This window comes from Plebeiibacterium sediminum, from assembly GCF_026013605.1.
Lineage (GTDB): Bacteria > Bacteroidota > Bacteroidia > Bacteroidales > Marinilabiliaceae > Saccharicrinis > Saccharicrinis sediminus.
On sequence record NZ_JAPDPJ010000059.1, the window covers coordinates 1 to 24,642 of the forward strand.

Annotated in this window: 19 protein-coding genes; 5 read left to right on the top strand and 14 right to left on the bottom strand. The window is 33.4% G+C overall.

Translation table 11 applies throughout. From position 1 onward, the window contains the following. Nucleotides 1–309: 309 nt before the first annotated feature. The 3 genes from OM075_RS19205 to OM075_RS19215 are packed head-to-tail and all read right to left on the bottom strand — an operon-like array spanning nt 310 to nt 2,587. Nucleotides 310–1,047, bottom strand: a complete 738-nt coding sequence (locus tag OM075_RS19205) for a hypothetical protein (RefSeq protein WP_301192167.1) — start codon at nt 1,045–1,047, stop codon at nt 310–312. Between the two features lie 50 nt (nt 1,048–1,097). After that, on the bottom strand, nt 1,098–1,850 hold the full coding sequence (locus OM075_RS19210) for an ABC transporter ATP-binding protein (RefSeq protein WP_301192168.1): 753 nt from the start codon (nt 1,848–1,850) through the stop codon (nt 1,098–1,100). Further along, complete coding sequence (locus tag OM075_RS19215; protein WP_301192169.1) at nt 1,847–2,587, bottom strand: MlaE family ABC transporter permease; 741 nt, start codon at nt 2,585–2,587, stop codon at nt 1,847–1,849. The genes OM075_RS19210 and OM075_RS19215 overlap by 4 nt, the downstream gene beginning before the upstream one ends. Nucleotides 2,588–2,805: 218 nt before the next feature. On the opposite strand from OM075_RS19215, the gene OM075_RS19220 reads away from it, so the two are divergent. After that, the gene (locus OM075_RS19220) at nt 2,806–3,891 is read left to right on the top strand and encodes a mannose-1-phosphate guanylyltransferase (RefSeq protein ID WP_301192170.1); all 1,086 of its coding nucleotides are present in this window, start codon (nt 2,806–2,808) and stop codon (nt 3,889–3,891) included. Nucleotides 3,892–3,959: 68 nt separating this feature from the next. On the opposite strand, the gene porN is transcribed toward OM075_RS19220, so the two are convergent. From porN to topA, 7 genes are all read right to left on the bottom strand, one after another. Further along, nucleotides 3,960–4,808, bottom strand: a complete 849-nt coding sequence (porN, locus tag OM075_RS19225) for a type IX secretion system ring subunit PorN/GldN (RefSeq protein ID WP_301192171.1) — start codon at nt 4,806–4,808, stop codon at nt 3,960–3,962. Nucleotides 4,809–4,898: 90 nt separating this feature from the next. Next, nucleotides 4,899–6,458, bottom strand: a complete 1,560-nt coding sequence (gene porM, locus OM075_RS19230) for a type IX secretion system motor protein PorM/GldM (RefSeq protein ID WP_301192172.1) — start codon at nt 6,456–6,458, stop codon at nt 4,899–4,901. A gap of 41 nt (nt 6,459–6,499) precedes the next feature. Next, nucleotides 6,500–7,441, bottom strand: a complete 942-nt coding sequence (porL, locus tag OM075_RS19235; protein ID WP_301192173.1) for a type IX secretion system motor protein PorL/GldL — start codon at nt 7,439–7,441, stop codon at nt 6,500–6,502. Between the two features lie 48 nt (nt 7,442–7,489). Continuing rightward, a complete protein-coding gene (porK, locus tag OM075_RS19240) occupies nt 7,490–8,818 on the bottom strand; it encodes a T9SS ring complex lipoprotein PorK/GldK (protein WP_301192174.1) in 1,329 nt (442 codons plus the stop codon). 43 nt (nt 8,819–8,861) lie between these two features. After that, entirely contained in the window at nt 8,862–9,809 is a 948-nt protein-coding gene (locus tag OM075_RS19245) for a PorP/SprF family type IX secretion system membrane protein (RefSeq protein ID WP_301192175.1), read from the bottom strand. Nucleotides 9,810–9,995: 186 nt separating this feature from the next. Continuing rightward, nucleotides 9,996–11,156, bottom strand: a complete 1,161-nt coding sequence (locus OM075_RS19250; protein WP_301192176.1) for an arginase family protein — start codon at nt 11,154–11,156, stop codon at nt 9,996–9,998. A gap of 10 nt (nt 11,157–11,166) precedes the next feature. After that, nucleotides 11,167–13,584 (bottom strand): type I DNA topoisomerase, encoded by a 2,418-nt coding sequence (topA, locus tag OM075_RS19255; RefSeq protein WP_301192177.1) that lies wholly within the window; start codon nt 13,582–13,584, stop codon nt 11,167–11,169. Nucleotides 13,585–13,860: 276 nt separating this feature from the next. On the opposite strand from topA, the gene OM075_RS19260 reads away from it, so the two are divergent. Further along, the gene (locus OM075_RS19260) at nt 13,861–16,221 is read left to right on the top strand and encodes a transglycosylase domain-containing protein (protein WP_301192178.1); all 2,361 of its coding nucleotides are present in this window, start codon (nt 13,861–13,863) and stop codon (nt 16,219–16,221) included. Between the two features lie 38 nt (nt 16,222–16,259). On the opposite strand, the gene radA is transcribed toward OM075_RS19260, so the two are convergent. The 4 genes from radA to panC form a co-directional block, all read right to left on the bottom strand. Further along, a complete protein-coding gene (radA, locus tag OM075_RS19265) occupies nt 16,260–17,624 on the bottom strand; it encodes a DNA repair protein RadA (protein WP_301192179.1) in 1,365 nt (454 codons plus the stop codon). Nucleotides 17,625–17,640: 16 nt separating this feature from the next. Beyond that, entirely contained in the window at nt 17,641–18,150 is a 510-nt protein-coding gene (gene rfaE2 / locus OM075_RS19270) for a D-glycero-beta-D-manno-heptose 1-phosphate adenylyltransferase (protein WP_301192180.1), read from the bottom strand. 71 nt (nt 18,151–18,221) lie between these two features. Beyond that, a complete protein-coding gene (gene panD / locus OM075_RS19275; RefSeq protein WP_301192181.1) occupies nt 18,222–18,572 on the bottom strand; it encodes an aspartate 1-decarboxylase in 351 nt (116 codons plus the stop codon). Beyond that, entirely contained in the window at nt 18,562–19,488 is a 927-nt protein-coding gene (gene panC / locus OM075_RS19280; protein ID WP_301192182.1) for a pantoate--beta-alanine ligase, read from the bottom strand. Before panC ends, panD begins: the two co-directional genes overlap by 11 nt. A 264-nt stretch (nt 19,489–19,752) precedes the next feature. Between panC and OM075_RS19285 the strand changes: the two genes are divergently transcribed. The 3 genes from OM075_RS19285 to glmS all read left to right on the top strand — a co-directional run bounded on the left by OM075_RS19285 (nt 19,753) and on the right by glmS (nt 24,604). Beyond that, complete coding sequence (locus OM075_RS19285; protein WP_301192183.1) at nt 19,753–20,562, top strand: glycogen/starch synthase; 810 nt, start codon at nt 19,753–19,755, stop codon at nt 20,560–20,562. A 156-nt stretch (nt 20,563–20,718) separates the two neighbouring features. Next, nucleotides 20,719–22,704, top strand: a complete 1,986-nt coding sequence (locus tag OM075_RS19290; protein WP_301192184.1) for a DUF4954 family protein — start codon at nt 20,719–20,721, stop codon at nt 22,702–22,704. 64 nt (nt 22,705–22,768) lie between these two features. Further along, on the top strand, nt 22,769–24,604 hold the full coding sequence (glmS, locus tag OM075_RS19295) for a glutamine--fructose-6-phosphate transaminase (isomerizing) (protein WP_301192185.1): 1,836 nt from the start codon (nt 22,769–22,771) through the stop codon (nt 24,602–24,604). Nucleotides 24,605–24,642 lie beyond the last annotated feature (38 nt).

Sequence of the window (24,642 nt, forward strand, 5' to 3'; positions counted from 1 at the left end):
CTCGCCTTTCGTTCAAAGCGGGTGCAAAGAAATAGCTTTTAATTCTAACATCCAAACAAAATTGAATTATTTATTTTGCAGAAACTCCAAGGTAACAAGTAAACCACTTTTTGTCAAGGGGTTAATTAGGGATTTTTTTTTGTAAGTTTCGAACCGAATAGTAAACCTCGAAAATAAAAAGAGGAGCCTTAACTAATCCCAACTCTTAAACTAACCTCAAACATTCGGCTCCCCTTTTGCTTTCAAGCTATTTCTTATAATTTAATCAATATATAATAAAACATGCATCACAAGAAAATGTTCATCACTTTAAGAGAATATCTTATTGCAAATTGTTTGAGAAAATTTAGAAGAAAAAGAATATTTAGATTTTAGAAAAGTGATTGTGGCATCTCTCCAAGATAATTGACCATCTCTACTTTTCATAAACAAATCAAAAGCATCATTACCAATATTGTCAATATATTGACCCAAACATGAGTAAAGCAATCTAAAATGCTTTGGTGTTATATCCGTTTGTTTGTACAAATCATAATATCTGTCAATAAAATCAATTAATTGTCCGCTCGAATAGTTTTCTCCCAGCTCTGAGTTTAGATAATTTTCAAATGAAGTATTCCCTCTATAAACAAGTCCTTGCATTTTATCTCTGGCTTCATAAAAGCTAAAAAATTCATCAAAACTATTAAATGTATTTTCCGTAAAATCATCTTCTTTAATTTCATCAATAGTAAATGCTATATACTGCAAATTAAAAATCAAAGGAGAAGTTGCAAAGGACTGTACTTTTAAAGAACTCTCATTTACGAAGGGAATGTTTTTCCCTTTTAGTTTTATCCTGTTGAGCAGATTATTTTTTATTTCCGTATTTACATAAGATGTTTTAAAGGCTGTTGGAAACATCTTCTTACATTGCATTAATCCCTTATACTGTTTATCAACAAGTCGTATATCAACATCAATATATGGTACATTAATAAAATCAATTCCTGAATCTTGATGATTTTTATTTATTTGTTTGAGTAAGTCATCACAAAAATTTATCATATCAATATACTATTCGAGATTTTCTATAGTCTACCATAGCCAGTGGTTATTTACACATTTCTTTTAATACGCTTAAACAATTCCGAAGCAAACACAAAATCGTTCAATTCCTTTTCCTTGGCAACTAAAATATCTTCTTTATTTCCTTCCCAAAGTTTTCTACCCGAATGAATATATATTATCTTCTCTCCAATTGCCATGACAGAGTTCATATCATGTGTATTCATAATAGTAGTAATTCCATATTCCTTTGTAATTTCATAAATCAAATTATCTATTACAATGGAGGTTTTTGGATCTAACCCGGAATTAGGCTCATCACAAAAAAGATATTTTGGATTTAGTGCTATAGCCCTGGCAATAGCAACCCGTTTTTGCATACCTCCACTGATCTCAGATGGATAAAGATGATTGACATTTTCTAAATTCACTCTATTTAAACAGAAATTAACTCGATCAAGTTTCTCTTCAGTTGATTTATTCGAAAACATGTCTAGTGGAAATTTCACATTTTCTTCTACTGTCAATGAATCAAATAATGCAGAACCTTGAAACAACATACCTATTTGTTGCCTTATTTCCTTTTGATCCGTAAAGGACATTCCTGAAAAAACCTTATTTCCATATATTATTTCACCAGAATCGATAGAATGTAATCCTACTATTGATTTTAACAGAACCGTTTTCCCATGTCCACTCTGCCCTATTATTAAATTTGTTTGACCAGCTTCGAATTTTGCAGAAACATCAAATAATATTTGTTTTTTATTAAAGGTCTTATTTACATTTCGAACTTCTATCATGCCAATAGTAACTGAGTTAATAATAAATTAAACAAAATAATTTGAACACTACTGACCACCACGGCTTTAGTACTAGCAATACCAACTTCTAAAGATCCTCCTTCAACATAATAGCCCTGATATGAAGAAATAGAAGAAATCAAAAAACCAAAAACTGCAGATTTAATAACGGAATAAACAATATAGAATGGTTTAAAAGAATATTGAATACCATATATATAATCTGTTGAAGGAACCTCTCCAGAGACAAAACCTGCGATCCATCCACCAGATATACCAATTCCCATACTAATTACAGTTAATAATGGCATCATAAAAACCAATGCAAGAATTTTAGGTAGTACTAAAAAGGATGATGAATTTATTCCCATAATCTCTATAGCGTCAATTTGCTCAGTCACCTTCATACTACCAATTTCTGAAGCAATATTAGATCCAACCTTTCCTGCCATTATAAGACCTACAATGGTAGAGGAGAATTCCAGAAGAACTGATTCTCTTGCCGCCAAACCAATGGTATATTTTGGAATAAAAGCCATATCTAAATTATAGGCAGTTTGTAAAGTAATAACGGCCCCCATAAAGACAGAAATGATTACAACAATACCAACTGAATTAGTTCCAAGTTTTTCGGCTTCTTTAAAAAACTGCTTAACAAATATTTTAAATTTCTCTGGTCGTTTAAAAACCCTATTCAGAAACATAAAATACCTTCCAATATGAAATACAAATCTCATGAATACTATTTTGGCTAAAAATAGCAACTTAATTATCACTATAAAAATTATTCAGAAGTAATGTCCCAAAATCATTAAGGAACAAACAAAATATAGATATAGAAAATAGTACTTAACTTACTTATTATTCAATAAACAATGGGATTTATAATATTTGATTTTTATTCTAAACCTTTTTAGGTAAATTCACGATCTAAATATAACATACACTTATTTACATGAAAACTTCAAGCAGATATTGTGTCATTATGGCCGGAGGAATTGGAAGTAGATTCTGGCCTTTAAGCAGACAAGAAACCCCTAAACAATTCCTAGACATTTTAGGTACTGGACGTACTTTAATTCAGCAAACATTCGACCGATTTTCATCTATTTGTCCTCCTGAGAATTTTTTAGTTGTAACAAGTATTGAATATAAAGATATTGTTTTAGAACAATTACCACTACTTAAACCAAATCAAGTTTTAACAGAACCATTTAGGAGAAACACTGCTCCATGCATAGCTTATGCAAACTCATGGATAAAGAAAAGAAATCCGGATGCTTCAATAATCGTAACTCCTGCAGATCACTTGATTCTTAAACAAACAGAATTTGAAACAACAATCCTTAAAGGAATTGATTTTGTTGAAAATCAAGATGCATTGTTAACAATTGGATTAAAACCCCATCGCCCGGAAACAGGTTATGGATATATTCAAGTAAATGACGATACCTCTAAAACACTAGGAGAAATAGAACCTGTTAAAACATTTACAGAGAAACCTAATTTAGAATTAGCCAAAATATTTTTTGAAAGTGGCGAATTCTTCTGGAATTCAGGTATTTTCTTATGGAAATTAAGTTCAATTTCAAATGCCTTTGATTGCCACTTGCAGGACATTCAACAACTATTTAATAGCATAGAGGATAAAATAGATACTGTTGATGAACAAGAATCAATAAAGAATATTTATGTAGATTGCAAAAACATTTCAATTGATTACGGCATTATGGAAAAAGCCAACAATGTATTTGTTTTAACAGCTGAAGTTGGTTGGAGTGATTTAGGAACCTGGTCGTCTTTATATGAACATTCATCTAAGGATAATAACAATAACGCAATTAATACTGGTAAAGTACTTACTTATGAGTCTTCTAATTGCATTGTAAATTTGCCCCATAATACAAAAGCTATCATTCAAGGACTGAATGACTACATTATTGCAGAATCAAACAACTGCTTACTAATTTGTCCAAAATCAAACGAACAACAAATTAGACAATTTACTGCAGATATCGCCAATCAATTTCCTGATGAATAATTATAAATTGCTATAAATAAAAAAAGGAGTACTAAAGCACTCCTTTTTTTTATTATATAAAGTTCTTCTTAAAACTCCCATAAATCATGTTCGAAACTAAAGATTTCTGATTTAATTCTATCAGATTCTAACATTGCTTCCATTCCTACAGCATACTGATCAATACGACGATTGTTATACACGTTTGATTCCCTTACAATATAACTTCCGAAATATCTCTTCATAAAAATATCATCAAAAGTTCTTCTTTGTGCATCATTATGAGCATTAAATACTTCATTACGAGCTAACACTTCTCTTGCTTCAGGAAAGTAAATCCAGAATGCTTGTCTTCTTGCAACTTGTTCTTCACCGCCAGTTGTTTTAGTATACTCTCTAATTGGACAAATACCGATAATTCTTACATCCAAACGAGAATAATTACGATCAAAAAACCAAACTTCTTTTAATAGAAACTGTTTTACTTCTTCTGGTCTTAGTTCTCCTGTAATAACCTGAGGTGAATAAGTTCCATCTTCTTGCAATATTTCCACTGTATCATTTACAGCACCCATTTCTTGCATTACCTGATCAATACTCATTGCTACCTTAAATTCATCTTCATATTTTGTTGAATAAGCAGTTAAACCTTCGTACTGGATACCTTGCATAAGTAACTGTATCAAACTTAATCTACCATCCATAGTTTTAACAGGATAATATAAAGGTAAATTAATTTTTTCTCGTAGATCAATAACTCTCCAAACCTTTTTTGCCCACATCACATCCGCTTCTCTTACGTGAGTATATGGAATTGGTTTACGGTTTAAAACATGTTCCTTAGGATAAATACCATCCAAAACATTTTGTGCTTTTACAGTAGAATGACCACCCACTAATAACACAAATAGAATAAACAAGAAGAACAACTTTTTCATATGTATTTTTTTTATTGGAATGCAAACTTAATAAAGTCAGAGTTAATTAAATAAGTTTGCTGATACAATTTTATATTTGATATTTTTTTATTAATCTAAAACAAATGTGATTGTTCCTAAACTTCTGGTTCTACCATCAGGACCTTTAGCTCTAACATCTTCAATTGAAACTTTCTGTCCTCTATTCATATTTCCAATTAGCTCTCTCTGTGCGTCAGTAAAAGAACTACTCTTAGAAACTTCATCCACAATATATCCATTTTTTAAAACAGATACTGTAAATCTTGTTATATTGAATTTAAGATCAAAATCAAAATCTTTCATATCCGCAAATACACCTGATTGAGCTCTTAACAAATTCTTAGCAATTTTTCCACCACTTAAACCCGCTACTACAGGAATTGGATCCGGAACCCTTTTAATACGAAACTCCTGACTACCAATTTTCTGAACTTTTCCATCTAATTCAGCAGAAACAGTAATAATACTTTTTTTACCAGCAGTACCTGCTTGAGGTTTTACAATGTATTCATTACCATTCTTTCTTGGTGTCACATTTGTCATTGTAACCTTTAGATCTCGCGAATTTACACCAGGAACAGAAATCTCAACCGGATTATCAACTCCTTCATAAAATACATTCATTTTAGTTGGAGAAATAACAGCATTTGGTTGATTAACGATATAATCACTACCAATTTCGTACTTCTTTGGAGTTCCATCTGGCTGTTTCATCAAAATATGTCCCGTCCACTTTTTATCTCCAACTGAGGTAGCTGGTATTTCTAACATACCATATCCTCCTTCTACCAATAACTCTTTACCATTAACTGTAATCTGAGGTAAGGCAGTTTCATCATACGCAGCCATTAAAATTTTTGCACGATATGTACCTCCTTTAACAACAGACTTATCTTCTGGTATTACTAACGGCTCAACTTTTGTAAATTTATACGATGCCTGATCAATTTTATTATATAGATAGGCTATCATATCTGATTCAGCATTTCTTACATCACCTTGAATCTTACTTAGCATTGCCATTGATGCAGATAGAGGCACATGTTCAAATTTTGTACTCTCCCAAGACTTTTTTACATCTTTTTCTCCAGCAATAGGCTCAGTATTGAAAACATTTTTATAGGCGTGAATGAATGTTGTATCCTCAGGCTCATTTTCATCTAGATGACTTAATAATAATTCTTTGAATTGATTTATTTTTTCCTTAAGAACTTTACTCCTTTCACCACCTTGTTCCGTAATCATAACTTGGGGTGCTATATCCTGATTGTCAATACCTGTATAATTCTCAGGTGTTGCCTCAGGACCACTTGATTTTTGAGCAAACTGCAACTTTAAGTCCTGCATATGAGATACTAAAGCTTCAGCTTCTTCTTTGATTTTGTTTGCTTTATCCCAATATGCCCCAACTTTTTGCTCATTTGTTGTATAGGCATTTTCAAATTGAGCATATAATACATTATTCTTTTTCTCTACAGTTTCTCTTGATTGAACAAAACCTTCATCCATAGTAACGAAAGCTTGTAATAACTCCCCTGACACATTCAATGCAAGCATTGCTGTAAGAAAGAGATACATCATCCCAATCATTTTCTGTCTGGGGGTTTCTGGACAATTTCCACCACTCATAATTCAATAATCTTTTTAGTAATTACTATTTTTATTAATCATTAGCGGTTACCCCCAACATTCATTGCACTAAGCATATTACCGTAAATAGTATTTAACTCTCCTACCGTTTTATTTAATGATGATATTTGATCACGATAATCCTTTGCTTGCTCAACTGATTGTTTTAAATAATCCTTAATCTCACCTAATCCTGAAGTTAATTCTTCAGTAGCTTCAACTTGAGCTTTAGAACCTTTTAATTGTAATTCATACAATGAATTTACAGCTGAAAGATTACCATTAACTTCTTGTAATTTATTACTATATGCTTTACTACTTTCTGAGATTCCATCAATATTTGACGATATACTAGTACTTAAAGCGGCATAAGCAGCAGTAACTGCTTCCCCTGAAGCATTCATTCCTTGTAATAAATTATTACTTGAGTCTGTTAACTGACTTGCAGTTGTAGCATACGAGTTTGCCAAAGCATTAGCACTTTCTTCAATTACCTGAGCTGTTTTAGCCTGTACATTTCCAAATTTACCTACAGATTCTGAGGCATTTTGAATATTTTGTAAATAGCTCTGCGTTGCTACCGAAGCATCACTTAGATCTGCTAATTGAGAAGATGTTGCTCCTAGTTTTTTTATCCCTTCTGATAATTTAGCAACTGTAGCTTCATCAAGATTCCCTGATTGTATCAGCGCTTGAAGTTCACTACCTCCACCACCAGTTCCGTGTCCAGCGTTTCTTGGTTCCAAACCAACTAGTTCTGGATATACTAAGCTCCAATCCGGCATTTCATGTGGCGGTTCAAACGCCGACAAAAAGAAAATAATTGCTTCAGTACCTAATCCTGCAATAAGCATAATCGATGCACCCTGTAGGTGAAGAATCTTCCATAAAGCTCCAAGAATTACTACCGCGGCACCAATTCCATATACTTTACCCATTACTTTCTTATATCCGGGACTCTCTACAAATTCAGTAATACTCATAGTGTATTGTGTTAATTCAAATTTACTTCTAAAATTCTGTTTTATTTATTAGTTACCGATATAATCTCTTACACATCTAAATCCTATATAAGATTTAGCAGAATCTTGATATTCATATGTACGAGTTCCACATTGTAAATAATAACCGATATCTTTCCATGACCCACCTCTAATAACTTTACGTTTCATTACGTGAGGATCATCTGGCAATGCATTATATTTATATGTTGGGTTAAAATCGTGAGTGAAACTATAAGCTGATTCATCAAATGCACTTGATGTCCACTCAGCAACATTACCTGACATATCAAATAAACCAAAATCATTAGGAGCATATGATCCAACTAATAAAGTTGATAAAGCACCATCATCTCCATAACGACCTCTTAGTGGTTTAAAGTTTGCTAAGAAACAACCTTTATCATTACGTGTATACATCCCTCCCCAAGGATACATTGCGTTTTCTAAACCACCTCTAGATGCATATTCCCATTCGGCCTCTGTTGGTAAACGATAGTCCATTACCTCAGGTTGACCTTTACTTCTTAAATAATTATTCATGAATCTGGATCTCCAGATAGTAAATGCGGTTGCTTGTTTATAAGAAACACCAACAACAGGATACTCATCAAAGCCTGGATGCCAGAAATACTTTTCAGTCCAAGGTTCATTAAAAGAATAAGTAAAGTCAGCAATCCAACATAAAGTATCAGGATATACATTAACAACATCATCCATAATAAATGCTGAACGATCTCTAATTACTTCCTCTTCTCCTTTTTGGTTATAAGCAACACCTTCATATTGCTTAGTTTCAAAATTAAAACGATTTGTCTTTTTAGCTGCTTGTTGCATATCCACCCATTGATATTCATAATTTAACTTACGCGTATCAATTTCTTTTCTTCGGAAAAATCTTTCATTTTCAGGAAGATACATTTCATCTAATATTTCTGCATATTCCTCATTTTCCCAATCAATCTCCTCATCCCAGTTTAGGAACGGTGGATCTATTTCATTACCATACATATCTTCAGCAATCACAAATTCTTCGAATTGGTCGCCTAACAATTTGCGAGCAATTGAATCTCTAACCCAATATACAAACTGGCGATATTCTGTATTTGTAATTTCTGTTTCATCCATCCAGAATGAACGTACGGACACAGTTTTTGACTGAGCAGTAAGTGACCAAGCGGCATCCTGATCATTAGGTCCCATATTAAAGCTTCCTTGTGGAATAAATAACATTCCATATGGATCTGGCTCATAAAAGGTACCACGACGTTCAACGCCAATAAGTTCACCGCCGCCGGAATTACTACATCCGCTAAGAATAGTGACTATTATAACACTAAGAGCTAGTACTTTTTTCATAATGTTTCAGACTATCGGTATTTTAATTTCTAAACTTTTTCTTCTATAAATATCTAACGCTTTTGTAGCGTTTTGTTCGCTTCTCAAAATTAATATCAAAATTGTAACCTATCATTAATTCATGACTTCCTCCATTGCCTGCTGTTGCAACAGCTGAAGTAGTTACATCATAACTATATCCAAACCGAACTCCATTCTTCAACTCTATCCCGGCCAATAAAACTATAGCATCTTGTAACCTATAGCTTAATCCGCCCCAAAATCGGTTTTTATATCTCACTAAAGTATTTACATCTATCTGAAAACTAGCTCCATCTGTTTTATAAAACACAGAAGGTAAAATCTCATATGATGTATCTTCAATTTTATGGTTATACCCACATGTTAGGAAAAAGGTTCTACTTATTGTAAAAAAATTTCCATCATTGTAATCTATTTTAGGTTTAGTTAAATGCGACAAAGATGCACCAGCATAGAATTTCTTTTCTTGATAAAAAACTCCAAAACCTGCATCAAAAGCTGATCCTGTAACTTCTGCATTAGTTAACACAGGATCTTGATCTGCTTTAGTATACACTTCTCCATCTGGCAGCTTAAACTTTGATCCGTCTAGACTTTGGTTGATTAACCCTAGACTTAATCCTAAACCAATTGTCCCTCTTTTAAGTTCAAACTTTGCTGAATAATTTAAAAGCATGGACAAATTTGTAAAGAAACCAACTTCATCATTCACAATGGTCAGCCCTACACCAGAATCCATTCCTAAAAGGTTTAAAGGCATATCACCACTAAACACTGTTGTTTGAATTCCATATTCTCCGCTCCACTGATTTCTGTTCAATGCCAGCAAATTTATAGATTCCGAAGAACCTGCATATCCAGGGTTGACAGCCAGCATGTTAAACATATTTTGACTGAACTGTGGATCGTACTGCGCATTCATATTTGCGGCAATGCAAAATATAACAAAAATCAGAATTCTCCTAACCATTTACTTTAGATATAAAAAACTCAAAGAACTCTCATTTTTCTTCTCATTTACAAGTCAATCATTATCAACATATTAAAATTAACCTTGCACTAATATTTCCGAAAAAAAACTGAATTCGTATACTTTAATTTATTTATAAAGGTTTCGTTTTTATGATTTAAACATGTTATTTTTTTATAAAAGATATTATTTCATCGCCCCCTTTCGGAAAAACCTCCACCATTTATCAGGGAGGTTACCTTTTTGAGTATCATCATAAACATCTTTACTACAAGATAACAATCTTATTGATTCTTTCCAGGGCACTTCTATCCACCATCTGCCATTTACCCTGTTAGTATAGAAACGTATATCTTGATTAAAATTGTGCAAATGAACAACAAATATTTTATAATTCTCCGATTCCACACTTGGAACTTCTGTAATCTTTAACGATTCTCCCTCTAACAAATGCCAAATGATCTGAGCACATAACATAGTGCCTTTACGATCAATATCTAATGATGGATTATATTCCTGAAGACAAAAAAACTTTAATTTATCACTTAACCCTGAATACCAGGCTATCTGACAAGCCTCATAACCTGTTAGTCCATTTACGTTAATATTATTATAATAAGGAATATATGAACTTTGTATGGCTCCAACATCAAAACCTACAACATCAGCATCTCTTAGAAATGGTTCTGTATATTTTATATTTTCATTTCTAATATCACCCAATCTCACATATTCCCAACACATCTCTCTCATTAATTCATCCTGAGATGACCCAACAAAATACTTTTGAACTCCTAATATGTTAAGTTCAAAAATTTGTGACGCAAATTCAGATTTTATATGAGACAAATAAGATTTTGACGAGTACTCTACCTCCTCAACTGCAAAATCTAACCTTGAATCAATTAAACTTATTGCGATTTCATCATCCACAGTAGTCAGGCTTTGAATTACAGGTAACAAATAATCCTGAGCACCACCCAGAACTACTACAAACACCTGATACTTTATAAGTTTACTCCCAACCTCTCTAAGTGCGAAATACCTGTCATCAAGTGTATTTCCTTTTATATTTCCTAAATCAATTATCTTTAATTCTCTGGTTGTTTTTCTTAACAATCCCAGCTGCGTCCTAATATAGTCTGCAGCTAATTCAACTCCTTTATTGTCCAGAGCATTCTTAGCATCCTCAATTCCAATAATTGCGACATCATATTTACTTATTTCCTCATCATCCTTACTAAAAAAACCATATTCAATCTGACTACACAGCGCTTCATCTTCCTTCATAAAAGAAGAAATAAACTGAGGCTTTTTTACAGGTTCTAAGAAATCTTTAATAGTCACAATTCAATTATTATTTTTTGGTGCTTTTTGCCTTTGTTGACTTAGCTGTTTTTGTTTTAGTTGATTTTGCTGCCGCTTTCTTTTTTGTCGTCTTACTTCCCCCCTCTTTCATCAACTTTTGACAATCATCAAAGGTTAACTTTTTAGGATCTGTATCTTTAGGTATTTTATAATTTTTCTTTTGATATGAGATATATGGTCCCCATCTTCCATTCAGGATTTGCAGATCAGCATCTTCATCAAAACTCTTAATAAACTTCTCTTTATCGGCCTTTCTTTTTTCCTCAATTAATTCAATTGCTCTATCCAATTCAATTGACAAAGGATCATCTATTCCTTTTTTAAGGGATACAAACTTAGCATCGTGACGAACATATGGACCAAAACGTCCAATTCCTACAACTACTTTCTTGTTCTCATACAATCCCAAGTCTCTTGGAAGATCAAACAACTTCAATGCCTCGTCGAGCGTTATTGTTTCTAGATGCTGTCCTTTTTGCAAGGATGCAAATTTTGGTTTCTCTACTTCATTATCTTCACTACTCTCACCTAACTGAGCCATAGGACCATAACGCCCAATCTTAACAATCACAGGCTTCCCTGTTTTAGGATCTTCTCCTAAAATTCGCTCACCGGTATTCCTTTCTGAATTCTCTAAAGTATCCTCTACTTGTTTATGAAAACTCTTATAAAAGGAATCAATTGCATCATTCCATACAATTTTTCCTAATGAGATTTCATCAAACTCCATTTCAACCTTGGCGGTAAAATCATAACTTACAATATTTGGAAAATATTTCATAAGAAAATCATTAACAACCATTCCTATATCCGTTGGAAATAATTTATTTCTCTCTGCACCGGTAATCTCAGTCTTGATTTCAGAAACTAACTCCTTACCTTTTAACATGAGATAATGATAATCTCTTTCTTTTCCTTCTCGCTCCTCCTTTACAACATACCCTCTATTTTGAACTGTAGAAATAGTTGGTGCATAAGTTGAAGGTCGACCGATACCAAGATCCTCTAATTTTTTAACCAGAGAAGCTTCTGAATATCTTGGAGGTTTTTGGCTCCATCTTTCTCTTGCCTCGATCATATCAACATCAAGAGCATCACCCACAGTCATCGGAGGTAATAATCCACTATCCTCTTCTACCTCATGATCACCTTCATTTTCTGAAGATTGAATATATACTTTTAAGAAACCATCAAATTTGATTACTTCACCTGTTGCTACAAAATTTTCCTGAATTCCTTCTGCAGCTATATTTATCGTTGTTTTTTCCAACTCCGCATCACTCATTTGTGATGCTATGGTTCTTTTCCAAATCAATTCATACAACTTCTGTTCCTGCTGTGTTCCCGAAACAGTTGGTTGATCCATATATGCAGGACGAATGGCTTCGTGAGCTTCCTGAGCACCCTTACTTTTAGTCTGATACTTCCTAATTTTTAAGTACTTTTCGCCCATTTCCCCATTAATTTGATCTGCTGCCATTTTTAAGGCTGCATCTGCTAAATTAACCGAGTCGGTACGCATGTATGTAATCTTACCAGCTTCGTACAACTTTTGAGCTACAGACATGGTCTGAGAAACAGAAAAACCTAACTTTCTACTTGCTTCCTGCTGTAATGTTGAAGTTGTAAAAGGTGCAGCTGGGGATTTTTTAAGCGGCTTTTTAGTCACTGCAGAAACAGACCATCGGGCATCTTTACACTGCTCCAAAAAGCTCTTTGTTTCCTCCAATGTTTTAAAACGCTTGGACAGTTCTGCTTTCATTTCAGAAACTTTACCATCTTTATCTTTCACGATAAAAACAGCTGTTACACGATAAGTGGACTCTGCTTTGAAATCAAAAATTTCTCGTTCTCGTTCTACTATCAGGCGCACAGTAACAGACTGAACTCGGCCTGCTGACAAGGAAGGTTTAACTTTCTTCCACAATACCGGGGACAATTCAAAACCTACTAATCGATCTAAAACACGCCTGGCTTGCTGCGCATTTACCAAATCAATATTTATATCTCTGGGATTTTCAACCGCATTTAAAATAGCAGGTTTAGTAATCTCATGAAAAACAATTCTTTTAGTATTTTCCGGCGACAAACCTAATTCATCATATAAGTGCCACGCAATGGCCTCCCCTTCGCGGTCCTCATCGGAAGCGAGCCATACAGTTTTGACTTCCTTAGATAATTTCTTTAATTCTTTTACTACCTCCTTTTTGTCATCGGAAACGATATAATGAGGTAAATAATTATTATCTATATCAATCCCAAAATCTTTTTTTGCCAAATCCCTAATATGACCATAGCTTGACTTAACCAAAAAATCCTTACCCAGGAATTTTTCAATTGTCTTTGCTTTGGCCGGGGACTCTACAATAACAAGATTACCTTCACTTGCTGCGCTCTTTTTTGCCATCTCAAATCTATATTTGACCCTTTTTTGTAATACAACTTATTAAGATTGCACTAAAGGGATAAAAAATTCGTTATTTTCATTAAAGGCGTCAAATTTAAAAAATTATCGCACAATACTAAATCAATTGCTTCAAGATTTACATTAAGCAATAAAGTACTGCATTTAATAATACATTCAAATTGACTAATTTGAATTAAATACTTACATCCAAACTTTAATTTTATAATAATAACGTAAAAATGCTAATTTTACGGCAAAATTTCAACATTACAACTTATGTCTACAAATAATCCTAAAATAAAAAAAGTACTTTATTGGTTTTGGGGAATCGTAACAACTGCTTTTATCTTGGTTTTTTTACTTTTCTTTTTAATTGCTCGGGGCCTTCTTGGTGTCATGCCTTCATTTGAAGAACTTGAAAATCCAAAAAACAGCATTGCAACGGAGATTATTTCAGAAGATGGAAAAGTTTTAGGAAACTTTGCTATCGAAAACAGGACTTTTATTGAATACGATCAGCTATCTCCTTATCTTGTAAATGCACTTGTAGCTACTGAGGATGTGAGATTTTATGATCACTCAGGGATAGACCCAAGAGGATTACTACGGGTTTTTGTCAGAACCGTGATTATGGGCGACAAAGGTTCAGGAGGAGGAAGTACAATCACCCAGCAGTTAGCTAAATTATTATTTCATGATCCGGCAAAAAATATTTGGGAACGCGGATTACAAAAACTTAACGAATGGGTTATTTCAGTAAAGCTTGAAAAAAGCTACACTAAGAACGAAATACTTACGATGTACTTAAATAAAGTAGGTTACATATATGACGCCTACGGAATAAAATCTGCTGCTAAAACTTTTTTCAATACATCAACCGACACGATTAAAATTGAAGAGGCTGCTACTTTAATCGGAATGTTGAAAAATCCTGCTCTATTTAATCCGGTAAGAAGAAAAGACACTACCGAATTCAGAAGAAATGTGGTTTTAAATCAAATGAGAAAAGCTCAATATATTACTGATGCAGACTATGACTCATTAAAGAATATTCCATTAACTCTTAAATTTAACAGACGCGACCATAAAGAAGGTGTTGCTCCATATTTAAGAGAACACTTAAGACTTACTCTTAATGCTCAAAAACCCGAAAGAGATAATTACCCTTCATGGCTTCAGGATAAATTTGTTGCAGACAGTATTGAATGGGAAAACAATCCTGCATATGGTTTTATAAATAAAAACCTTAAACCAGATGGCACACATTACAATGTATACAGAGATGGACTGAAAATATTTACTACCGTAAATTACAAGATGCAGGTTTATGCAGAAGAAGCTGTAAAAGAACATTTATCGAATAATTTACAAAAAGCATTTTTCAGAGAAAAAAAGGGCAGAACACGAGCTCCTTTTACCAGCAAACTATCTGAAGAACAATACGAATCAATAATCAACAGAGCCATTAAAAACTCTGAAAGATATCGTATTCTGAAAAAAGAAGGATTATCAATGGATTCTATCATGCATTCCTTCAATACTCCAACAGATATGCAAGTATTTACCTGGGAAGGAGAAAAAGATACTGTTCTTACACCTCTGGATTCTATAAAACACTTTAAGTTTTACTTAAGAGCCAGTTTATTTTCTATTGACCCATCTAATGGCTATGTAAAAGCTTATGTTGGAGGACCAAATTTTAAATACTTTATGTACGACATGGCTACTCAAGGTAAAAGACAAGTTGGTTCAACAATAAAGCCACTTATCTATACGCTTGCCATGCAGGAAGGCCATACACCTTGTGATTTGGTTCCTAATATTCCTCAAACATTTGTTTTACCAGATGGAAAAACATGGACTCCAAATGATGATGGAAAAAACAGGAAAGGAGAAATGGTAACCCTAAAATGGGGATTAGCCAATTCAAACAACAACATATCAGCCTGGGTTATGAAACAATACAACCCAGAGGCAGTAAGACATATGATTCATGAGCTTGGGATTAAAAGTCCAATGCCTGCGGTTCCTTCATTATGCCTAGGTATTCCTGACTTTTCTCTACAAGAAATGGTCAGTGCTTATTGTACCTATGCCAACAAAGGTGTTCACATTGAACCGATGATGGTAACACGTATTCAGGATCGATTTGGAAATGTAATTGCACAATTCACTCCTAATAAAAAAGAAGTGATTAGTGAGCAAACAGCTTACTTAATGCTAAACTTATTGCAAGGAGTAGTAAATCAAGGTACGGCAGTAAGACTTCGCTACACTTATAACTTTACCGGACAAATTGGAGGTAAAACAGGAACTACTCAAAATCAATCTGACGGATGGTTTATTGGAGTAACCCCTAACCTTGTTTCAGGAGTTTGGGTTGGTGGTGAAGACAGAGATATTCACTTTGATGGCATCCACTTAGGACAAGGTGCAAATATGGCATTACCGATTTGGGCTTTATACATGAAAAATGTTTACGAAGATGAATCCATACCTGTTACTCAGGAAGATATTTTTGAAGAACCAATAAATTTCAATTTAAATATTGATTGCGATGGTGACAATAAGCCACAGAACAAAGATTCTAACAAAGAAATAAAATATAACAATGGAGATGAATCAGAGTTCTTTTAGAACTCTTCTTTAAATACCTAAAAATCAACAGGAGGTCTTTAAGCAAACAAAAGTTTAAAGGCCTCTTCTAGTTTACTGACTTGCACAATTTGAATATCAAACTTTTTCAAATCCAAACCTTTATTAAACTTAGGGATAATAATTTGTTCAAATCCTAATTTTGCAGCTTCACCGATACGTTGTTCTATTCTTGTTACAGGTCTGATTTCTCCAGACAAACCAACCTCTCCTGCCACACAAACATTTTGAGATAAAGAAACATCAATATTTGACGATAAAATAGCACAAACCACTGCTAAATCAATTGACGGATCATTTACTCTAATACCTCCTGCAATATTTAAAAATACATCTTTAACCGCCAACTTAAAACCAGCTCTCTTTTCCAGAACAGCCAATAACATATTCAACCTACGCAAATCAAATCCTGTTGAAGAACGTTGTGGCATTCCATAAGCGGCAGTACTCACCAAAGCCTGAACTTCTATTAAAAAAGGCCTCATTCCCTCAATTGCAGCAGCAATTGAAACACCACTTAAGTTTTGGTTATAGTGAGATAATAATAATTCGGAAGGATTAACAACTTCTCGTAATCCATCTCCTAACATTTCAAATATTCCTATTTCTGCTGTAGAGCCAAAACGATTTTTTATCGATCTCAAAATACGATACATATGATTACGATCGCCTTCAAACTGAAGAACTACATCTACCATATGCTCTAAAACCTTAGGACCAGCCAAGCTCCCCTCTTTATTAATATGTCCAATTAATATAACAGGGAGATTTTTTTCTTTTGCTACTCTTAAAATAGAACCAGTACATTCTCTGATTTGAGAAACACTCCCTGGCAAAGAATCAATAGCTTCACTACTTATTGTTTGAATAGAATCAACAACCAACAAATCGGGAGATACATTTTTTATATGCCCCAGAATCTTCTCCATAGAAGTTTCACTTACCACCAGGCAATTATCACCTCCTTTATGAATTCGATCGGCACGTAATTTTATCTGCTGGGGACTTTCTTCTCCTGAAACATAAAGTACTTTTCTAGACTCAACCTTTAAGGCCATCTGAAGTACTAAAGTAGACTTTCCTATACCAGGTTCTCCTCCCACTAATATTAGAGATCCGGGAACCATACCTCCTCCTAAAACGCGATCTAACTCTTTATTTGAAGTATTTATTCTTGGAAGTTCTGATATTTCAATATTTTTTATGGCCTCAGGTTTTGCTGACTCACTTTGAAAAAAAGTCTGTGCACCGGAACTTTTCGAAACTTTAACAACAAGCTCCTCAACAAACGTATTCCACTGTCCGCAGGAATTACACTTACCAATCCATTTAGGAGATTCTGTTCCACAATTCTGACAAACAAAAACTGATTTAGACTTGGCCATATTAAATGATTTACAACTATTTAAGATTTGCTTTTACTTCTTCTGATATTTTTTCAATAATATTGGTAGTAGAAAATCCCTCGACAAAAGTGATTGTTTCAACAGAACCACCTCGTCCGGTTACCACATCATATCCAACAATATCTTCCGGTTTATAGTCTGCTCCTTTCACTAACACATCCGGTTGAACTGTTTTTATTAGTTCATAAGGCGTATCCTCATCGAACAAAACCACTACATCAATAAAACCCAAAGCTGCCAATAAAACCGCCCTACTATCTTCATCTACAATTGGTCTTGAAGGACCTTTTAAACGTTGAACAGATGAATCTGTATTTAAACCTAAAACCAATTTACTTCCTTTTTCAGCAGCTTTAGCCAAATATTCAACATGTCCTCTATGAACCAAATCAAAACAACCATTGGTAAAAACAACCTTTTCACCTTGACTTTGCCACGCTGACACTATTTCTTTCGCTTTTTCTGCCGAAACAATTTTAGATTTAAAATCACATTTCTGATTCATACTATCAATAGGATTAAAAAACAAACCCCGGGATTAACCGGGGCTTATTCAAGATTATTTAATTAATACTCTTAAACCAATTTATTAGTTTCTGTATCAGGAAATACAAAAACAGGCTTGTACTGTTTTGCTTCCTCCAGAGGCATAGATGCATATGTAATAATAATAATGATATCACCTACAGCTACTTTTCTAGCTGCAGCACCATTTAAACATATTACACCAGATCCTCGCTCTCCTTTAATAACATAGGTTTCTAGACGCTCACCATTATTGTTATTAACTACCTGAACCTTTTCGTTCTCAATAATTGTGGCAGCATCCATAAGATCTTCATCTATGGTAATACTTCCCACATAATTTAAATTTGCCTCTGTTACCGAGACATTGTGTAGTTTAGACTTTACAACTTCAACATTCATCATGAAAGGTTTTGTAAATCAAATTATCTATTAATCTTACCTTATCTGCAAACACAGCTATACAACCTACAATATAATCACTCTTACTCCAATCGTCAACAGGTTGTAGCGTATTTCCATCTACGATATTAAAATATTCTACTTTTAAGAGAGCAGAGTCGTTAATTTTTTCGGTCACAAAATTAACAACTTCTTTTATATTTTTAGTGTCAATTAGCTTTTTAGATTCAAATAATGTTTTTGAAATAAGAACAGCTTCTTTTCTGTGTTCTTCATCCAACAGCGCATTCCTTGAGCTCATGGCTAATCCATCACTTTCTCTGACAATACTGCAAGGAACGATTTCAATGTTATAATTCAACATTTCAGTCATTCGCTTTATAATTGCTAATTGCTGAAAATCCTTCTCTCCAAAGAAAGCTTTATCTGGTTGAACCAAATCAAAAAACCGACTTACTACCTGTGCTACCCCATTGAAGTGCCCAGGACGAAATTCTCCTTCCATTACTTTATCCAGAGTACCAAAGTCAAAAATCCGTTCATCCTTCTCCGGATATACCTCTTCAACAGTAGGATGATATAAAATACTACAAGCTGTACCTTCCAGCTTTTTTATATCATCATCCAATGTGCGTGGATAATTTTTAAGATCATCTGCATTATTAAACTGATTGGGATTTACAAATACACTGACTACAATTACATCAGCCATTTGTGACGCTTTATTCACAAGTGAAATATGACCTTGGTGAAGCGCACCCATTGTTGGAACAAATCCAATCGTCTTACCGAGGGACTTACTTTGGTCAATTAAGCTCCTAAGTTCCTCTGCCTTAACAACAATATCCATATTTAATTTCAAAAAAACGCCCCAAAGTAAATAATAATAACAATACAATAAAAGTACTCCTGTCATTTATATTGTAATATTGCTTTTTACAATTTTAATTAACGGAAAATAATAAACATAAAAAACTTCATTATATTCTATTTTTCAACACATTAAAAAAATAAACTAAGGACATTTCAACCATTATAACCATACTAAAATTTAAGTTTTTTTAAACATCCAGAGCCCTATCTGATAAGAATTTAAAAACGGACTACTTTGTTTGAGAACTTTATTTTTGTTAATTTTGCACCTTAATTATTTTCAATAGCAATATTTGACCACAATAAGATGGAAAAAACAAAGGTTTTATTTATTTCCCAAGAAATCACCCCATACCTTCCCGAATCGCATATGTCGAAGATTGGAAGATATCTACCTCAAGGAATACAAGAAAAAGGAAAAGAAATCAGAACTTTCATGCCTCGTTTTGGGTGTATTAATGAAAGAAGGAACCAGCTTCATGAGGTAATCCGTTTGTCGGGAATGAATTTAATCATTGATGATACTGATCACCCTTTAATTATAAAGGTGGCTTCAATTCAATCAGCTCGTATGCAGGTATATTTTATCGACAATGAAGATTATTTCCATAGAAAATCTACTTTAGTTGATAAAGAAGGGAAGGAACATGAAGACAATGATGAAAGAGCGATATTTTTTGCACGTGGGGTATTAGAAACTACTAAAAAATTAAGATGGACTCCGGATATTATTCACTGCCACGGTTGGTTTACCGGATTGGTTCCATTGTATATTAAAAAAGCAATGAATGAGGATCCTCATTTTGCCAATTCAAAATTAGTTTACTCTGTTTATAACGATGATTTTAAGCAAGAATTTCCTGCTTCATTCCCAGATAAATTTACTTTAGAAGGAGTTGAAAGTTCAGACTATGAAGGCCTTACTCCTTTCAATCACAAAAACCTGAGCAAATTAGCTATGAATTTTAGTGATGGAGTTATTCAGGGACATCCTGATGCCAATAGTGAAATTATTGAATATGCAAAAGGATCAGGAAAACCATTTTTAGATTATCAAGACGAAGAAAATTACATTGACGCATTCAATAGTTTCTACGACAGTCTTCTTGACAAATAAGCAATTATTAGTTAATTAAATAATTACAACTGCCATGCATAAAAAAGCATGGCAGTTTTTTTTGGTAGTCATTTAAGATTATTATTTTATCTTATTATTATTTACCTTCATCATATTTTACTAGACTCTTAATATTCTTTATAATATATTAATTAAATGATAAAAACTTCAGGTTCCATAAACTATAGAAATCTCAACGCTAAAGAAATTAAAACTCTTGAACAGCAAAATTGTAACTCAATAGACGGTTGGGAAAGTATTTTTGTTGTTGAGAATTTCATTCCTGATCATATAAAATCCACTACCTTTTCTGGCACAAATTACATTGGTATATTAAATCATAAAATATCGAATCACCATATTCATGATTATTCTGGCATATACAATGCACATATTCATAATTGTACCATTGGAAATAATTCATACATAAAAAATATTGGATGCAGTATCTCAAACTACAAAGTTGAAGATAATTGCATATTGATAAACATTGATTCTATTCAAGTGAATCAGGAAAGCTTTTTTGGAAATGGAGAAGTTATTAATCCAATTAATGAAGCTGGTGGCAGGGATATTTATATGTACAATGAACTATCTGTACATACCGCTTACATTATGGCATTCTATGGCTATAAACCAGAACTTCAAAAGCAATTAAAAGAATTAGTATCTGATTATGCTACTTCAATTAAATCAAGCAAAGGAACTATTGGTACTAATTCTGTTATAAAAAATAGTGGTAGTATTATTAATGTAAACTTTGGTTCACATTGCATCATTGAAGGAATCACTAAGCTGGTAGATGGAACTGTTAATAGTAACCAGGAAGCTCCTAGTTATGTAGGTTTTAATGTATCAGCTTCTAAATTTATATTTTCAACCAGTTCTACAGTTAATGATGGAGCTCATCTTCAGCATTGTTTTGTGGGCCAGGGATGTGAAATATCCAATCACTTCACCGCTGAGAACTCTGTGTTTTTTAGTAATAGCCAGTGCCTTCAAGGTGAAGCTTGTGCTATTTTCGCAGGTCCTTACACTGTTACTCATCATAAATCAAGCCTACTAATTGCTGGCTATTATTCCTTCTTTAATGCAGGAAGTGGTACAAATCAAAGCAACCACATGTACAAGTTAGGCCCGGTACATCAGGGCATCATTGAAAGAGGGAGCAAAACAGGAAGTGATTCGTATATTTTATGGCCGGGTAAAATTGGAACTTTCACTATGGTTTTAGGGCGACATTATGGCAATCCAGACACTTCTGAGTTACCTTTTTCATACTTGATTGAAGATAATGGGAAAAGTGTTTTAATGCCTGCCCAGAATCTTTTTAGTGTTGGAACAACCAGAGATGTGGAAAAATGGCCACAAAGAGACAAACGTAAAGGTTCAACTTTTTATGACCAGGTTATATCTGAGGCCTTAAATCCTTTTACCATTAACAAGATCATACAAGCTATCGAAGTATTAAAAAAACTTCAGGATAAAGCATCGGCACAAGCAAAACATGTACTATACAAAAACACTCAAATAACATTAGGATCTTTAAACCGAGGTTTAAAAATTTACGAACAAGCGCTTATTAAATATATTGGTGATGAATTGGTAAATTTATTTGAAGAAAAATCCTATTCAGATCATATTAACAATAACAAATACACAATAGAATCAATAAACCAATGGATTGATCTTGGAGGATTAATCTGTAAAGAAAGCGATATCTTAAGTTTTGAATCAAAAGTTATATCTGAAGAAATAAGTATTAGTAACCTCAATTCTTTCTTCAAAAAACTATTTGATAACTATGCTAAAGATAAAAAGGAACACATTTTTCAGGTTCTAAAAGGTTATTTTGATATTGAGATAAATTCATGCTCAAAGGAACAAATTCATCACTTTATTGAGCTTTGGATGGAAAACAATAGTAAAATAACTGCCTCAATAAAAATGGATGCAAAAAAGGAATTCAATCCAAAAACTATGATTGGATTTGGACAGGATGGAGATGAAATGTCAATGAAAGATGATTTTGACGCAGTAAGAGGAACCTTTGAAGAAAACTCTTTTATAAAATCATTAAATAAAAACCTTGAAAACAATAATACTATAGGTCAAAAAATATTAGATTCTTTAAATAATTAATTAACAGATACGTAATCACCCCTTAAGAATTGTCATATCTGTTAGGAAAATAAAAAATCAAACTATGTGTGGAATTGTAGCTTATGTAGGTGAAAAACCTGCTTATCCAATACTTATTAAAGGACTCCAAAGGCTTGAGTACAGAGGTTATGACTCAGCTGGGGTTGCCCTTATTAATTCGGGCACCCATACCTATAAAAAAATGGGAAAGGTTAAAGACCTTGATAAGTATGCAAAAGACAAAAACATTATTGGGAACATTGGAATTGGTCATACACGATGGGCAACTCACGGAGAGCCAAATGACGCTAATGCTCACCCACATACTTCTATGAATGGAAAATTTACTCTGGTACACAATGGTATTATTGAAAATTATGCCCACTTGAAAAAAGAATTAATAAACAGAGGTTATAAATTTGAAAGTGAAACAGACACTGAAGTACTGGTAAATTTTATTGAAAGCATTTATCTAGAGCAAAAAGTTGATGCTGAAATAGCTGTAAGAGTTGCATTATCAAGAGTTATTGGTGCCTATGGATTAGTTATTTCATGTGAGGATGAAAAAGATAAATTAATTGCAGCAAGAAAAGGTAGTCCTTTGGTAATTGGAGTTGGAGACAATGAATATTTCCTTGCTTCAGATGCTTCTCCTATCATTGAATATACAGATCAGGTAATTTATCTAAATGATGAAGATGTAGCAATACTTACTAAAAACGATCTTGTTTTAAAGAACATACAAAACGACAAACAAAAACCTAAAATTCAAAAGGTTGAATTAAGCATTGATGAAATTGATAAGAATGGTTATGAACATTACATGCTTAAAGAAATTCACGAACAACCACATTCTATTGGAGATACCTTCAGAGGTAGAATTTCTATTGACAAAACAAAAATATTTTTAGGTGGAATAATTGATGTGATGCCAAAATTAACCCAGGCAAAACGTATTATTATTATTGCTTGTGGTACTTCATGGCATGCAGGATTGGTAGGTGAATATCTATTTGAAGAATACGCCAGAATACCTGTTGAAGTTGAGTATGCCTCTGAATTCAGATATCGAAATCCAATCATTACTCCTGACGATGTAATTATTGCCATATCTCAAAGCGGAGAAACAGCTGATACTTTGGCAGCCATAAAAATGGCAAAAAAACAAGGTGCAACCATCATTGGTATTTGTAATGTAGTTGGTTCTTCAATTCCTCGCGAAACACATGCGGGCGTATACACGCATGCCGGAATTGAAATTGGAGTTGCGTCCACAAAAGCATTTACTTCTCAAGTTACCGTTCTTACCATGATGGCCTTCATGATTGGAAGAAAAAGAGGTACTTTATATGATGAATTATATAAGAAATTAATTCACGAATTAACACTGGTTCCTGAGAAGATCGACATCATTCTAAAATCAGAAAATTACATTAAAGGAATAGCTGAAATGTATAAAGATGCAACCAATGCTTTGTATTTAGGTAGAGGTTGTTTATTCCCTGTTGCTCTTGAAGGTGCCTTGAAGCTTAAAGAGATTTCATATATTCATGCAGAAGGTTACCCTGCTGCGGAAATGAAACATGGCCCTATTGCATTAATTGATCAGAATATGCCTGTTTGTGTCATTGCAACAAAGGATAAATCATACGAAAAGATTGTAAGCAACATTCAGGAAGTTAAGGCCAGAAATGGGATTGTAATTGCCATTGTTACTAAAGGCGATGAGACCATTAATAATTTAGCTAATCATGTAATTGAAGTTCCTGATTGTCACGAATCTATCGCTCCTCTATTAACTGTTATTCCTTTACAAATTATGTCATACTACATAGCTTTAATGAGAGGTTGTAATGTAGATCAGCCCCGAAATTTAGCAAAATCAGTTACTGTTGAGTAATTGAATATTTTCACCATAAAAAAAAGCCGGGCTTGTGA

Excerpts from the sequence above, each read along its gene's own strand:
- OM075_RS19205 (WP_301192167.1), bottom strand. The coding sequence starts at position 1,047 with ATGATAAATTTTTGTGATGACTTACTCAAACAAATAAATAAAAATCAT.
- OM075_RS19290 (WP_301192184.1), top strand. The coding sequence starts at position 20,719 with ATGATAAAAACTTCAGGTTCCATAAACTATAGAAATCTCAACGCTAAA.
- panC (WP_301192182.1), bottom strand. The coding sequence starts at position 19,488 with ATGACAGGAGTACTTTTATTGTATTGTTATTATTATTTACTTTGGGGC.
- porN (WP_301192171.1), bottom strand. The coding sequence starts at position 4,808 with ATGAAAAAGTTGTTCTTCTTGTTTATTCTATTTGTGTTATTAGTGGGT.
- topA (WP_301192177.1), bottom strand. The coding sequence starts at position 13,584 with ATGGCAAAAAAGAGCGCAGCAAGTGAAGGTAATCTTGTTATTGTAGAG.
- panD (WP_301192181.1), bottom strand. The coding sequence starts at position 18,572 with ATGAATGTTGAAGTTGTAAAGTCTAAACTACACAATGTCTCGGTAACA.
- radA (WP_301192179.1), bottom strand. The coding sequence starts at position 17,624 with ATGGCCAAGTCTAAATCAGTTTTTGTTTGTCAGAATTGTGGAACAGAA.
- glmS (WP_301192185.1), top strand. The coding sequence starts at position 22,769 with ATGTGTGGAATTGTAGCTTATGTAGGTGAAAAACCTGCTTATCCAATA.
- OM075_RS19220 (WP_301192170.1), top strand. The coding sequence starts at position 2,806 with ATGAAAACTTCAAGCAGATATTGTGTCATTATGGCCGGAGGAATTGGA.
- OM075_RS19245 (WP_301192175.1), bottom strand. The coding sequence starts at position 9,809 with ATGGTTAGGAGAATTCTGATTTTTGTTATATTTTGCATTGCCGCAAAT.
- rfaE2 (WP_301192180.1), bottom strand. The coding sequence starts at position 18,150 with ATGAATCAGAAATGTGATTTTAAATCTAAAATTGTTTCGGCAGAAAAA.
- OM075_RS19285 (WP_301192183.1), top strand. The coding sequence starts at position 19,753 with ATGGAAAAAACAAAGGTTTTATTTATTTCCCAAGAAATCACCCCATAC.
- OM075_RS19260 (WP_301192178.1), top strand. The coding sequence starts at position 13,861 with ATGTCTACAAATAATCCTAAAATAAAAAAAGTACTTTATTGGTTTTGG.
- porM (WP_301192172.1), bottom strand. The coding sequence starts at position 6,458 with ATGAGTGGTGGAAATTGTCCAGAAACCCCCAGACAGAAAATGATTGGG.
- OM075_RS19215 (WP_301192169.1), bottom strand. The coding sequence starts at position 2,587 with ATGAGATTTGTATTTCATATTGGAAGGTATTTTATGTTTCTGAATAGG.
- porL (WP_301192173.1), bottom strand. The coding sequence starts at position 7,441 with ATGAGTATTACTGAATTTGTAGAGAGTCCCGGATATAAGAAAGTAATG.
- porK (WP_301192174.1), bottom strand. The coding sequence starts at position 8,818 with ATGAAAAAAGTACTAGCTCTTAGTGTTATAATAGTCACTATTCTTAGC.
- OM075_RS19210 (WP_301192168.1), bottom strand. The coding sequence starts at position 1,850 with ATGATAGAAGTTCGAAATGTAAATAAGACCTTTAATAAAAAACAAATA.